This is a genomic window from Pseudomonas sp. URMO17WK12:I9 (assembly GCF_900230165.1).
GTDB lineage: Bacteria > Pseudomonadota > Gammaproteobacteria > Pseudomonadales > Pseudomonadaceae > Aquipseudomonas > Aquipseudomonas fulva.
In genome coordinates this window covers 35,389-48,719 of sequence record NZ_OCMQ01000015.1, presented here as the reverse complement: position 1 = coordinate 48,719, position 13,331 = coordinate 35,389, and the positions used below count along the sequence as shown (strand labels likewise).

The window sequence follows — 13,331 nt, the reverse complement described above, 5'->3', positions numbered from 1 at the left end:
CAGTGTTTCCCGGCCTTGGGTGAGGCCCGGACATTACGACAGCAACATGACAGGGCCATGACTAATGGCAAATAGCCTGTAGCGATGCCTGTACGAAAGATGACAGCCGCGGGTCAAGTCGGGTATACCTTGCCGCTACCAAGGGGAGCCCGATAACGGGCTGAGAAACCGCTGAGCCTGGTGCAGCGCGGTGACCCTTCGAACCTGATCCGGATAATGCCGGCGAAGGGATGGGGTGCAATTCCACCTGCCTTTCTGCCGGTCTCAAGGCGAGACCCCATTCATGACGATTGTCCAGGTCTCGCTGCCACCTCCACCAAGGACAGCGCCATGACCGAAGGTTTCACCCAGACCCTGCGCCGCCAGAGCGAGGCGACATGGGCCGCCGCCACGGGCCATCGTTTCGTGACTCAACTGTGTGACGGCAGCCTGCCTGACCCGATCATGATCGACTACCTGGTCCAGGATCATCGCTTTCTGGACAGCTTCCTGATGCTGCTGGGCGCCGCCATTGCCAGTGCCGACACCTTCGAGGCGCGCCTGCGCTTGGGGCGATTCGCGGGCATGATCAGCAGCGAGGAGAACACCTACTTTCTGCGGGCGTTCCAGGCGCTGGGTGTCAGCCCGGCGCAGCGTGAAGCGCCGATGGACACGGTGCCCACGGCGGCCTTCAAGGCCATCATGCGCGAAGCGGCCGCCACCCGCTCGTATGCCGCAGCGCTGGCAGTGCTGAACGTCGCCGAAGGCCTTTACCTGGACTGGGCGCTGCGCGCGCCCAAGCCCCTGCCGCCGCGCTTCATCCACGCCGAATGGATTACCCTGCACGACAATGCGGATTTCCAGGCTTTCGTGGCGTTCCTGCACGCCGAACTGGATCGCGTCGGCCCTCAGCAGGCCGCCGTGGCGCAAGACTTTCACCAGCGCACCGTGGCGTTGGAGCTGGCCTTCTTCGACGCCATCTACCCGGAGGCTCAATGAACATGGACATTTTCGATCGGCTCAAGCAGGCCGCTGCACCGCAGTGGCACAGTTACGTGGACCATGCATTCGTGCAGCAGATGGGCGATGGTACGTTGAGTGAAGCCGCGTTTCGGGCCTATCTGGTGCAGGACTATCTCTTCCTCATTCAGTTTGCCCGCGCCTGGGCGCTGGCGGCTTACAAAAGCAGGCGGCCTGCCGATATCCGTGCCGCTCAGGCGGGGCTCGCAGCGATTCTCGACGAAACCGACTTGCACGTGCGTTTGTGCTCACGCTGGGGCCTGAGCCAGGCTGACATCGAGGCCGCCCCCGAGCATCCGGCCACCGTGGCCTACACGCGGTATGTACTGGACTGCGGTGCTGCTGGCGACTTGCTGGAGCTGCACGTGGCGCTGGCGCCCTGTGTAATCGGCTACGCCGAGATCGGGCAGTCCCTGGCCGCACGTATCGGCAACCTGGCCGAGCACCCCTATCGCGAGTGGATCGGCGAATACGCCGGTGCCGGCTACCAGGCCGTCGCAGCAGCTGCACGCACCCATCTGGATTCATTGGCGGCCCGCAGCATGACGGATCAGCGGTTTGCCGAACTGGCCGCGATCTTTGGCCAAGCTTCGCGGCTCGAGGCCGATTTCTGGCAGATGGGTCTGGACATGGCGTGACGGGGCAGCCCCATGCCTGGATCGCCACTGGCTCCGTGCGCCATTGGCTGGCAAGCTGTGGTGCACAAGGGCTGGGTGCGGATGAACGCCGCGACTGGCCCGCAGCGCTCGAATACGATCCAGGACGAGGAAGGACAGCATGAACATCATCAATGCACGGCTGCGTGGCAAACCTGGCCTGTTTCGCATCGAGCTGGCGGGCCAGCGTATTGGCGCGATCACCGCGCAGGACGCGGGCGTGCTGCCCGTGGCCGGCGCTGACCTGGATGCCGGCCAGAACCTGGTGGTACCACCCTTCGTCGAGCCCCACATCCACCTCGACGCGACCCTGACGGCCGGGCAGCCTGAATGGAACATGAGTGGCACGTTGTTCGAGGGGATCGAGCGCTGGGCCCAGCGCAAGCAGAGCACCACCCATGAAGACATCAAGACCCGGGCCAAGACCACCCTGGACATGCTGGTTGATCATGGGATCCAGCATGTGCGCACGCATGTGGACGTTACCGAGCCCGGCCTGGTGGCACTCAAGGCCATGGTCGAGGTCCGCGATGAAGTGCGTGATCACGTTGACCTTCAGATCGTTGCCTTTCCTCAGGAGGGTATTGAATCCTACCCTGATGGCCGCGCATTGATGACCGAGGCGGTGGCCATCGGCGCCGATGTGGTTGGCGGCATTCCCCATTTCGAGAACACCCGTGAGCAGGGTGTGTCGTCGATCCAGTTCCTGATGGATTTGGCAGAACGCACCGGCTGCCTGGTGGACGTGCACTGCGACGAGACCGACGACCCGCAGTCGCGATTCCTGGAGGTACTGGCCGAACATGCTCGGGTCCGGCAGATGGGGGCAAGGGTGACTGCCAGCCACACCGTGGCCATGGGTTCGTACGACAATGCCTACTGCTCGAAGCTGTTTCGGCTGCTGAAGCTGTCAGGCATCAACTTCGTGTCATGCCCCACGGAGAGTATTCATCTGCAGGGGCGCTTTGACACCTATCCGAAGCGTCGCGGGGTCACCCGCGTAGCCGAACTCGACCGCGCGGGCATGAACGTGTGCTTCGGCCAGGACTCGATCGTCGATCCGTGGTACCCCTTGGGTAACGGCAATATCCTGCGGGTACTGGAGGCGGGCCTGCACATTTGTCACATGCTGGGCTATCAGGACCTGCAGCGCTGCCTGGACCTGATCACCGACAACAGTGCGCGCGCCTTGAACCTGGGTGAGGGCTATGGCATCGAGACCGGTCGCCCTGCGAACCTGCTGCTGCTCTCGGCTCCGGACGACTACGAGATGGTGCGCAGCCAGGGCCACGCGCTGGTGTCGGTGCGCAATGGAAAGGTACTGATGCGGCGCCGGCCTGCGCAGGTACAGCGCGAATTTTGAACCCGGCGCTTTCAGGCGCCGATGGCCGCCAGCACACAATCGGCGATCTGCGCATCCTGGATGGCGACGCCGGTCAGGTCGGCCAACGTGATCTGGTCATCAGACTCCCGGCCATGGGCTCGGCTTGCCAGCAGCGTTCCAAGTTCGACCAGTTGGCTAGCTGTGATCAGGCCTTTTGCGATCGCATGGGACACTTCGCCGTACTGGGTGCACTGAGTGACGGAGTCGACGACCACGCGGTCGGCCCTGGCGACCAGCGCAGGGTCCAGCTCTTGCTTGCCAGGCCCGTCCGCACCCACAGCGGTAATGTGAGTGCCTGGTTGTATCCAGTGCGCCTGCAACAGCGGCTGGCGCGAAGGGGTGGTGCAAACGATGAGATTGGCAAGGCCGGCCAGTTCTGCGGCATCCAGTGTACTGCGCACGGTAAAGCCAAGTCCTCGCGCCATCGCGATGTAAGCGCCTAGTGCCTCGGAGTGACGCCCCCAGACGATCACCTGGCGGCAGTCGGTGACGCTGCGCAACTGCGCCAATTGCATCCTGGCCTGCATGCCTGTGCCCAGTATGCCGATGGCCTTGACTTGAGACGGCGCGAGCAGCCGTGCCGCGATCCGCCCCGCCAGTGCTGTGCGCATCGCCGTGAGCCAGCCTTGGTCCTGGAGCAGGGCCAGCGGCTGGCCGGTGTGGGCCGAAAAGACCATCATCAGCCCGTCGTTGCTCGGCAAGCCGTTGGACGGGTTGTCGTAAAAGCCGGTGGACACTTTGACAGTGAACGTGGGGCTGCCGGCTTTGTAGGCTGACTTGATGCAGCAATCCCCGTTGGTTTCGGCGAAGGTGAATGCTTGCACGGGCGGTACCTGGACGTTGCCAGCGGAATAGGCGATAAAACCCTCTTCGATAGCCCTCAGTGCTCGCTCGGTGTCCAGGCTCGTCAGGATCTGGGGCTTGGCGATCAGCTTCATTTCACGGCCTCGAGGAAGGTATCCAAGGCGATGTTACGCCCACACAGCACCACGGCCACACGCTTGCCCTGGTATCGGTGCGCGCATTTTTTCATGGCGGCCACGGCGACAGCTGCCGCGCCTTCGATGATCCAGCGCTCGCTGCTGGCGATGTCGCGCATGGCGGCGCGTATTTGCGCTTCGCTGACCAATACGGTGTCGGTGAGCAAGGCCTTGCACAGGGGCAGGGTGATGGCGCCGGGCTCGACACCGCCCGCCGTGCCGTCGGACAGCGTGGCGCTGGCAGGGACCTCGACGATCTTGCCGGCCTTGAGCGACTGCTCGAGGGCTGGATCATTCTCGGGCCAGCAGCCGATGATATCGACACCCGGTGCCAGGGTACGCAGGGCAGCGCCGATGCCGGCGATCATGCCGCCACCCCCCACCGCGACGAACACGGCGTCCAGGTCCGGCGCCTGCTCGAACAGCTCCATACCGATGGTGCCCTGGCCGGCGATCACCTGCAGATCGTTATAGGGCGATACGAAAGGCACACCCTTGGCCTGGGCTTGCCTGGCCGCTTCCAGTTCCGCGCTCAAGGGGTCGGTCGGCAGGCAGATCACTTCAGCGCCGAGGTTGCGCATGGCTTCGACTTTATAGGTGGACGCCGTCGTGGTGGTGTAGAGGGTCACCGGAACCCCGGCGGTCTTGCCGGCCAGGGCCAGCGCCTGGCCGTGGTTGCCGGACGAGGCGGCGATGACGCCGTGTTCACGTGCACTTTCTGGCAAAAGCCTGACTTTATTGCTGGCCCCGCGAAACTTGAAGGAACCTGTGGGTTGCAGGTGTTCGCACTTGAGCCATACGTCCACGCCGGTCGTTGCCGATAGAGGCTGGCTGCGCGTCAGCGGGGTTGTGCTCACGGCTGGCCGCAATGCGGCATGAGCATGCTTGATTGCCTCGAACAGAGCATCAAGGTCAGTTTCGCAAACGGTTGGCGTTGCAGGGTTGGACATGAGTTTCAAGCTCCGTATGGAATCTCCGTCTACGGTAGACCTGTTGTCTATATTCTTGCAAACACTTCTTTTAGCGCGGAGCAGGCCTCGGCATCGAATTCGTCATGCCTTGAGCGCCTTCAGGTATTTGTAAACCGTCGCACGTCCCATGTTCAGCACATTGGCCACATAGTCCACGCCAGTTCGGCCTTCGAATGCGCCTTCGGCGTGCAAAGCCTGAACAAGACTGCGCTTGTCCTTCATCTGCAGTGTCTGCAGAGACAACGTGCGCGCCTTGAGCCAGGCATGCATGAAGGTATTGATGCGCTCCTGCCAGTCATCACGAAACAGCGCCTGGGGCTGCTCGACCAAGCGTCCCATCTGAAAGAACGCTTCCAACGCTTGGCGGGCGTTTTCAAGCACCGACAGGTCTAGGTTGATGCACAGCAAGTGCCGCGCGTCACCTTGCTCATCACGCAAGACCGTACTGATGGAGCGAACCTTCTGACCGTTCCAGTTCACCTTTTCATAAGGGCCCAGCTTGGCACCGCCGAGCAGGTCGTCCAGATCCTCGGCGATCGCCGAGTCATCACCCAGGCTTCGCTTGGAGATGTTGTTGGCGATATGCACCACCGTCTGGGTCTGCAGGTCATGGACGACGACTTCAGCGTGTGGATATAGCAGCAGGGCGATGCTTTCGGCGATGGCCTGGTAGTTCTCGAGCGACATGCGGGACCACTGTGCATTTTTAGGAAGCGCTTATGGTGGCCCTGGGAGCTCGCTCGCACAAGGCGCCGTATGGCACGCGAGCACAGGGTGTACGCCAACCTGCGCTGATTACGCTCAAGATGGGCTGAAAATCGATATCACATTCGATAAGCCGTGATTATTCCATGTTAGCTAGGTCTTGTGTTTCCGGCTAATAACTAACAAAATCAGTATGTAATTACATATTACATACAACATTACGAAATCGTAGGAGCGCGCATGGCACGTGGCGGGATCAACAAGGTGGTTGTGCAACAGGCCAGGCAGGCACTGATCGCAAGGGGGGAGAACCCCAGTATCGATGCCATCCGCATCGAGCTAGGCAACACGGGCTCGAAAACCACCATTCACCGCTACCTCAAGGAGCTCAACGGTCAGCAACCAATGCCCTCCGAGGGCGGCGCGCCAATCAGCGAGGTGCTAAGCCGCCTGGTAGGGCAGTTGGCGACGCAGCTGCAAGACGAAGCGGACTTGGTGATCGAGCGCGCTGAAAGCGTGTTCACCGAGCAGCGTGAAGCGCTCGAAGTGGCCTTGGCGAAAGCCCAGCAAGCGCTTGCAGCGGCTGAACAACAGCACGAAATCGATGCAGCCGCCTTGCGCGCGGAATCGGAGAAACTCAGCAGCACCCTCAGTACGCTGCAGGCTGAGCAGCTGCGCAGCGCCAGCCTCAACCAGTCCTTGGGGGAACTGCAGGTGCGCCTTGCAGATAAGGATGAGCAGGTCAAATCCCTGGAAGACAAGCACCGGCACGCCCGCGATGCGCTTGAGCACTACCGCACGGCAAGCCGCGAGCAGCGCGAGCACGAGCAGCGTCGTCACGAGGCTCAACTGCAGCAGATGCAGGTCGAGGTACGGCAGTTACAGCAGGCCATGATCGTCAAGCAAGACGAGCTCACTCGCCTGCACCGTGATAACGAGCGCCTGCTGGGCGAGAACCGCCAGGCGAGCAACGAACGGCGGGCTCAGGAGCAGCTGCTTGAGCAGCGCGACGCCCAGATCCAAGGCTTGCGCACGATGCTGGCGCAGGCCCAGGGGGGGAGCGACGAGCTACGCCGCCAACTGGATGTGCAGGCCAGAGTGCTGGAGGACAGTAGGGCGTCGTGTCGGGACCAGGCGCTCAAGCTTGAAGCGCTGGAGCGGGCGTTGGCCGAGAACCAAGCGTCGCTGCGCCTGTGTCAAGACCAGCTACGGGATGGCGAAGATAAATAAAACTTTCTGGCGCACCGGCTTTCTTCCCTAGACAGCCATTTGGAGAAGACCGCATGAGCGAACAAGGCACAACCCACGGCACGCAGCACGGGCCTCACTCGACTGACGATGCCGAGAAACCGGATGATCTTGGCTTTGACCCTGACTCTCCTGACCTCGATGATCCTCAGGTGGACCCGCAAGGCCCCGCTAAACCGCCACGGGATGTAGAGAAGAACACCTGAAAGACACGTACCAAACAAAAGGCCCTGGTCGCTAAGATCAGGGCCTTTTACATGATGCGTCCATATCAGGGCGGGCTTTGCCGGCGGTTACCGGTGAACGTCAGGCTTGCGCCTGTTTGTCCACTTCAGCCTGCTTGGCCGCCTCGACACCCTTGGCCGAGAGCTTGATCGGGTAGTTGAGCGTCACCTCATGATCAGCATCGACACTTACGCTACCATCGTGGATCAGGCCATCGTCCTGCAGCGATTTCAGCATGCCGGCAACGGCTTTTTCACCGCGGTAGTTGTCCAGCAGCTCCTTGCCCAGGCCATGAGGGTGAGCATGGTTGAGTCGAGTCAAAATTTCGCTTTTCAGTGCGTCGTTACTCATGCTTGCCTCACTTGCCGTGATGGGTTTGCAGTGCCTTGGCTTCTTCCAGGTGCTTTTCAAGGGTAGGCAAGGTCTTGGCAGCGAATGCCTTGAGCTCAGCCTTGTCCGAAGAAGCGGCTTCCTTCTTGAACAGTTCGACGGTTTTCTCGTGAGCATCGACTTGATTGTTCACGTAGGACTTGTCGAAGGACTCGTCACGCCATTCCAGAATCACTTTCTTCACTTTGTCGGTAATGGCCGCGTCATCGGGTACCGAGATGTCCAGCTTTTTCGCGATGTCTGCCAGCTCCTGGTTGGCCTGGGTATGGTCGGTCACCATATGCTGGGCAAAGGTCTTGATCTCAGCGTTCTGACTCTTTTCCAGGGCAAGCTTACCGGTCACGATCTCTGCGATGCCGGCTTCGGTAGCCGCGTCTACGAAGTCGTCCGAGCTAGCAGCAAAGGCGTGAACCGAAGCCATGCCCAGCACCATGGAAAGGCCGACGCGCTTGATGAAGAGATTGCTCATGTTTCACTCCTTAAACGATGCCGCGACATCAGTGTCGCGTACTGTTGAGGGCGCGCGCAGGCCAAAGGTTTCATCTTTTTTGCATCATCAGGGTGTGGCAGTGGTCAACTGCGTTGACGAAGAACGTGCAGGGGATGTGCATGCGAAGCGCCAGGCAGACCGACGAAGAAACAGCCCTTGCGCTGGCGGGCCAGGGGCGAGCGGTGGCCCTGTTTCGTCTGGTGCTGGCGTTCATGTTGGTGGTCATGACGACGTTCGCAGCCGTAGAGGGCTGGCGAATCTGGCGTGATTACCGGGACGCGTTCCACAATGCCGCGAACATGGTGACCAATTTGGCCCAGGCCACCGCACAGCATGCCGAGGACGCCATTCGCCAGGTCGATTCAATCAGCGCGGCGCTGGTGGAGCGGGTGGAGGGCGATGGGTTCGAGCACTTGGATCGCAAGCGCCTGCATGGGCTGCTCAGCCAGCAAGTACGCATCATTCCGCAACTTCACGGCCTGTTCATCTACGACAGCCACGGTCGCTGGCTCGTCACGGACCGGTCGACAACGCCACCAGCTGCTAACAATGGCGACCGTGATTACTTCATCTATCACCGCGACCATCCTGACAGCGCCATTCGTATCGGTGCAGTGGTGCGCAGCCGCTCGACGGGTGACCTGATCGTACCTATTTCAAGGCGTCTGAATTACCCGGATGGACGTTTTGCGGGGGTACTGCTTGGCACCATCAAGGTCGACTGGTTCGTGCGTTACTACGGAGAATTCAAGATCGACGAGCGTGGTGCGCTGGTGTTGGCCAAGCGCGACGGTACGATTTTGGTGCGGCGTCCATTCGTCGAGCCGCTGCTTGAACGCAACCTGGCCAACAGCGACATTTTCAAACACCACCTGCCATACGCTCCCCAGGGGTTGGTCGAAGCGGTAGCCGTTGTCGACGGCACGCCGCGCCTGTATGCCTACCGAGCCTTGGCCAGCTACCCACTGGTGGTCGAAGCGGGCCTTTCTCGCGAGTCGATCATCGCCCCCTGGCGCCAGGACGCGATCAAATCGCTGCTCGTGTTACTGGTGCTGGTCATGGTCCTTGCGTTGTTCGGTTGGGTGGTCCTGCGCCAGGTGCGCGAACGCATCGTGATCGAGCGCGCCCTGCACCAGGCACACCAGACGCTCAAGACCCTCGCCTTGACCGACAGCCTGACAGGGTTGGGCAATCGTCGCAGGTTGGACGCGGTGTTCGAGGCCGAGCTGCGCCGTGCCCGACGACAGGCGTACCCAGTGTGCGTGGTGATGCTCGACCTGGATCACTTCAAGGCCTACAACGACCGTTACGGACATGGGGCAGGCGATCAGTGCCTGCAGCGCGTTGGCGAACTGCTGCGCCAGGCTGCCCAGCGTCCGGCAGACCTGGCGGTACGCTACGGGGGCGAGGAATTTACCTTGCTGTTGCCCGACACGGATGTACGGGGAGCGAAGGCGTTTGTCGAGTCGCTGCAGCAAGCCCTGCGCAAGGAGATGATGGTGCATGCGGGCAGCCCACTTGGGATTGTTTCATTCAGTGCGGGTATTGCGGTGGCGGAACCCGCGCGCAGTGAACAGAGTGCGCAGCAGCTATTGGAAGCGGCAGATGCGGCCCTGTATGAAGCCAAGCGCCAGGGCCGGGACCGCTACGCGGTTGCTGATCCTGAAGTACGGCATGGGGATGCGGGCAGCCCGGCCTAGCCCCGGCAGGCACTGGCCTCACGCCTGAAGTTGCCAACGTACCGAACTGACGCCTTTCTCCAAGCTGACCCGGCTGACCAGCCGCTCCAACTGGGCTGGCGCCTGTGAGGTACCCAGTAGCTGGGCGCGCACCTCCAGCCGGGCCGGTTCTGCCAAGTCCTCGCTATGCAAGGACTGCAGGCGCAGTTGAGTCTCGCCGAAGCTGTGCAGCATCAAGCTGCGGACCTGAATTTCATCCTGGGCTCGACAGACGATACGCACCTCGAACTGCTGCTCCACCTCCGTGGCAGGCACAACCTCCTGGCGGTCGAGGCGCTGGGCAATATCGCGCAGCAAGATGTTGGCGCACAGCACGACCACTGCACCCAAGGTTGCTTCGAGTAGCAGCCCCAAGCTGCACAACACGCCAATGGCCGCGGTGCACCATAGCGTTGCGGCGGTGTTCAGCCCACGCACGTTGAAGCCGTCACGCATGATGACGCCGCCGCCCAGAAAACCGATGCCCGACACCACATAGGCCGCCACCCGGGAGGCATCGGTAGGTGCCATGCCCGGGACCGTCTGGGTCATCAGCACGAACAGGCAGGCACCCGTGCTGACCAGGCCATTGGTGCGCAGGCCAGTCAAGCGCTGACGCAGTTGACGCTCGGCGCCGATCAAGGCCCCTAGCAGCAGGGCGGTGCTGACACGCAGCAAGAATACGTTCCAATCCATAACAAACCTCTTCCGCGGGCACAGGCCCGCTTCAACGCCATCACTCAGGAGGGCGCGGTGGTAACAACCAGAGATGCGAAAGGACCACGGGAAAGGAGGGGGCGATGCTGTGCATCGGCTACCTTGGCAACTCGGCCAGGCAGCATGGGAGACTGACTGGCTAGCGCGCTGCGTGGGCCTGTCGCAAGCGACTGGGGCTAGTGTCCAATGGAGGGCTCCTGTTGATGAATGCAAAAGTGCGGCGCGGACGATAAGCCCGACCCTTGATCAGGTCAAGGGTAAAAACATGACAATGGCTTCATCCGGAAAAGCCTGACAAGCCGGCGGGTACGATGGAAAAATCCACGTTCAATGGTTAACCTTTTGCTTTTTACGGACCGTCGCGGGCTGATTCATGCTGTTCAATATCCTCGTCCTGCTTGGCACACTGGTGGCCATGGAGGGTGTCGGCACCTTGGCGCACAAGTACATCATGCATGGCTGGGGCTGGTGGCTACATCGCTCGCACCACGAACCCCACCTGGGCGTGCTTGAAACCAACGACGTTTACCTGCTGGCACTGGCGGTCATTTCGCTGGCACTGGTGGCGGTTGGCAAGGCCGGGCACGCGCCATTGCAATGGGTCGGAGGCGGGGTGGCGGCTTACGGCGCGCTGTACGTGATTGCGCATGATGGCTTTTTTCACCGTCATTGGCCGCGCAAGATGCGCCCGGTGGGGCGCTACCTGACGCGCTTACACCGCGCCCATCGGTTGCACCATGCCGTCAAAGGGCGCGAGGGTGGTGTGTCGTTCGGTTTTTTCTACGCACCTCCGCTAAAGCGCCTGGTGCGCGAGCTGCGGCGCAACAGGGACGCCGGTCACTGAGATCTCACGCGCACAGGCGCTTTAGCTGAGCGAGTTCCCCCGCGATCCTACCGGTTCGGGCATACATTGCACTGTCTGGGTCTGCGCAGTAGCATGCGCGCTTTTCAGCCCAGGACTCGCTCTTCATGTCGTATCAGCAAGGTCTGCTTGCCACGCCCGTGCCGGTGCACGCGCGTCACCTGTTCTTTTCCATCGAGTCAACCGAGGCCGTGCCTGCGGCGTTAGACGCCTTGCTGGGCCATGTCGACGGCCTGCGCGTGACACTGGGTGTGGGCGCGCCGTTGGCAAAAGCGCTGAACGCTCACGTCGAAGGCCTGACCCCGTTCCCGCTGCTGGACGCCGCGGTCGAGAACCCCAGTACCCAGCACGCGCTGTGGCTATGGTTGCGGGGTGACGAACGCGGGGACCTGTATCTGCAGGCCCAGGCGCTGGAGCGCCTTCTAAGCCCGGCGTTCGCGCTGGTTGATCACGTTGATGGTTTCCTTCACCAAGGCGGCCGGGATCTGACCGGCTACGAAGACGGCACGGAAAACCCCAGTGGCGATGACGCCATCGAGGCCGCCATCCTGGGTGAAGGTGCGCCAGGGTTGCAGGGGTCGAGCTTCGCCGCATTTCAGCTGTGGAAGCACGACATGCAGTATTTCAAATCGCTGCCTCAGCAGGTGCAGGACAACATCATCGGCCGTCGCCTGAGCGACAACGAAGAGCTGGATGATGCGCCCGAGTCAGCGCATGTGAAGCGTACTGCCCAGGAAAGCTACGCGCCCGAAGCTTTCATGGTGCGTCGCTCGGTTTCCTGGGCTGACACCCGCGGTGCGGGGCTGGCATTTGTGGCCTTGGGTACGTCTTTCACCTCGTTCGAGGTCCAGTTGCGCCGCATGAGTGGGATGGAAGACGGTGTGATCGATGCTCTGTATCAGTTCACCCGCCCGCTAACCGGAGGCTATTACTGGTGCCCGCCGATGACGCACGATGTTGTGGATCTGCGCCTGCTGTTGCAGGCTGAGCGTTAAACATCCAGATACACAAGATGATCGCAAGGCGTCTATGAAGAACTAGCATTGGATATTTCCGCTGTGTTACCGGAGAGTTCCTATGTATGGACGTCGGGAAGTCCTACGTGCAGGCGCTGCGATCGGTCTGCTGGCCGCCAGTCCCTGGCTGAGCGCAGCTGCACCGGCGAGCATGCTGTCGCGCCCCATCCCGTCAACGGATGAGCGACTGCCGGTGATCGGCGCTGGCACGTCAGGCAGCTTCGAAGTCGCGGCAGGCTCAGCGGACTATCGGCAGCTGTATCAAGCGCTTGAAGCCTTCTTCGCAGGTGGCGGGCGGGTCATCGACACCTCTCCCAATTATGGCGGAGCAGACAGTATCCTGGGGCAGTTGCTCGACGAAGGCGGGTGGCACCGCCAGTGCTTCATTGCCACCAAGATCGCCGCCAACAGCCGCGCAGATGCCCAGGCCCAATGGGCCGGCACGCTGCGCAGCCTGCGCACGGACAGCGTGGACCTGCTACAGGTGCACAACTTGCGTGACTGGCAGCAGCAGTTACCTTATGCACGTGAACTCAAGCAACAGGGCAAGACGCGGTATGTGGGCATTACCCACTATCTGAACGCTGGGCACGATGAAGTGGCCGCAATCGTGCGCAGCCAGGCCCTGGACTTCATCCAGATCAACTACGCGGTCAATGCCCCCGGCGCTGCGCGTGAGCTTCTTCCCCTGTGCCGTGACAAGGGTGTGGCGGTGCTGATCAACCGCGCCTTCGATGACGGTCGTCTGTTCGCCACGGTCAAGGACCGCGCGCTTCCAGAATGGGCACAGGAGCAGGGCATCGGTAGCTGGGCACAGCTGTTCCTGAAGTTCGCCCTCAGCCACCCGGCGGTCACCGCCGTCATACCGGCTACTGGCCGACTGGACCGTCAACTGGACCAGCTCAAGGCAGGGCAGGGCCCGTTGCTTACCCAAGCGCAGCAGCAAGCGCTCATCGAGCAGTTCTCCTGA

At 61.6% G+C, this 13,331-nt stretch carries 15 protein-coding genes and 1 riboswitch; of the genes, 9 read left to right on the top strand and 6 right to left on the bottom strand.

Features of this window, described 5'->3' with window-relative positions; translation table 11 throughout:
• Positions 1–131: 131 nt before the first annotated feature.
• Positions 132–248: riboswitch (TPP riboswitch) on the top strand.
• A gap of 82 nt (positions 249–330) precedes the next feature.
• The 3 genes from CRP40_RS20665 to codA all read left to right on the top strand — a co-directional run bounded on the left by CRP40_RS20665 (position 331) and on the right by codA (position 3,018).
• A complete protein-coding gene (locus CRP40_RS20665; protein WP_027915620.1) occupies positions 331–978 on the top strand; it encodes a TenA family protein in 648 nt (215 codons plus the stop codon).
• Positions 975–1,637, top strand: coding sequence for a thiaminase II (gene tenA / locus CRP40_RS20660; protein ID WP_027915619.1), 663 nt, complete (start codon positions 975–977; stop codon positions 1,635–1,637). The genes CRP40_RS20665 and tenA overlap by 4 nt, the downstream gene beginning before the upstream one ends.
• Before the next feature lie 139 nt (positions 1,638–1,776).
• The gene (gene codA, locus CRP40_RS20655) at positions 1,777–3,018 is read left to right on the top strand and encodes a cytosine deaminase (protein WP_027915618.1); all 1,242 of its coding nucleotides are present in this window, start codon (positions 1,777–1,779) and stop codon (positions 3,016–3,018) included.
• Between the two features lie 11 nt (positions 3,019–3,029).
• On the opposite strand, the gene CRP40_RS20650 is transcribed toward codA, so the two are convergent.
• The 3 genes from CRP40_RS20650 to CRP40_RS20640 form a co-directional block, all read right to left on the bottom strand.
• The gene (locus CRP40_RS20650) at positions 3,030–3,977 is read right to left on the bottom strand and encodes an ornithine cyclodeaminase family protein (RefSeq protein WP_027915617.1); all 948 of its coding nucleotides are present in this window, start codon (positions 3,975–3,977) and stop codon (positions 3,030–3,032) included.
• Entirely contained in the window at positions 3,974–4,969 is a 996-nt protein-coding gene (locus CRP40_RS20645) for a threonine/serine dehydratase (protein ID WP_033695114.1), read from the bottom strand. Before CRP40_RS20645 ends, CRP40_RS20650 begins: the two co-directional genes overlap by 4 nt.
• 102 nt (positions 4,970–5,071) lie before the next feature.
• Positions 5,072–5,677, bottom strand: a complete 606-nt coding sequence (locus CRP40_RS20640) for a PAS domain-containing protein (protein ID WP_027915615.1) — start codon at positions 5,675–5,677, stop codon at positions 5,072–5,074.
• Positions 5,678–5,935: 258 nt separating this feature from the next.
• On the opposite strand from CRP40_RS20640, the gene CRP40_RS20635 reads away from it, so the two are divergent.
• Positions 5,936–6,925 carry a DNA-binding protein gene (locus CRP40_RS20635; RefSeq protein ID WP_027915614.1) on the top strand — a complete coding sequence of 330 codons (990 nt, stop codon included), beginning with the start codon at positions 5,936–5,938 and terminating at the stop codon, positions 6,923–6,925.
• 53 nt (positions 6,926–6,978) lie between these two features.
• Complete coding sequence (locus CRP40_RS22065) at positions 6,979–7,149, top strand: DUF6021 family protein (RefSeq protein WP_165919237.1); 171 nt, start codon at positions 6,979–6,981, stop codon at positions 7,147–7,149.
• 100 nt (positions 7,150–7,249) lie between these two features.
• On the opposite strand, the gene CRP40_RS20630 is transcribed toward CRP40_RS22065, so the two are convergent.
• Positions 7,250–7,519: a hypothetical protein gene (locus CRP40_RS20630; protein WP_027915613.1), complete on the bottom strand. Its 270-nt coding sequence runs from the start codon at positions 7,517–7,519 to the stop codon at positions 7,250–7,252.
• A gap of 7 nt (positions 7,520–7,526) precedes the next feature.
• Positions 7,527–8,027, bottom strand: a complete 501-nt coding sequence (locus CRP40_RS20625) for a DUF4142 domain-containing protein (protein WP_027915612.1) — start codon at positions 8,025–8,027, stop codon at positions 7,527–7,529.
• Positions 8,028–8,167: 140 nt separating this feature from the next.
• Here CRP40_RS20625 and CRP40_RS20620 point away from each other — a divergent pair, with 140 nt between their 5' ends.
• Positions 8,168–9,748: a sensor domain-containing diguanylate cyclase gene (locus tag CRP40_RS20620; RefSeq protein WP_027915611.1), complete on the top strand. Its 1,581-nt coding sequence runs from the start codon at positions 8,168–8,170 to the stop codon at positions 9,746–9,748.
• A gap of 18 nt (positions 9,749–9,766) precedes the next feature.
• On the opposite strand, the gene CRP40_RS20615 is transcribed toward CRP40_RS20620, so the two are convergent.
• Positions 9,767–10,462, bottom strand: a complete 696-nt coding sequence (locus CRP40_RS20615) for an MgtC/SapB family protein (RefSeq protein ID WP_027915610.1) — start codon at positions 10,460–10,462, stop codon at positions 9,767–9,769.
• Positions 10,463–10,856: 394 nt separating this feature from the next.
• On the opposite strand from CRP40_RS20615, the gene CRP40_RS20610 reads away from it, so the two are divergent.
• The 3 genes from CRP40_RS20610 (at position 10,857) to CRP40_RS20600 (ending at position 13,331) form a co-directional block, all read left to right on the top strand.
• Entirely contained in the window at positions 10,857–11,327 is a 471-nt protein-coding gene (locus tag CRP40_RS20610; protein ID WP_027915609.1) for a sterol desaturase family protein, read from the top strand.
• A gap of 125 nt (positions 11,328–11,452) precedes the next feature.
• The gene (locus CRP40_RS20605) at positions 11,453–12,340 is read left to right on the top strand and encodes a Dyp-type peroxidase (RefSeq protein ID WP_027915608.1); all 888 of its coding nucleotides are present in this window, start codon (positions 11,453–11,455) and stop codon (positions 12,338–12,340) included.
• 82 nt (positions 12,341–12,422) lie between these two features.
• On the top strand, positions 12,423–13,331 hold the full coding sequence (locus CRP40_RS20600; RefSeq protein WP_027915607.1) for an aldo/keto reductase: 909 nt from the start codon (positions 12,423–12,425) through the stop codon (positions 13,329–13,331).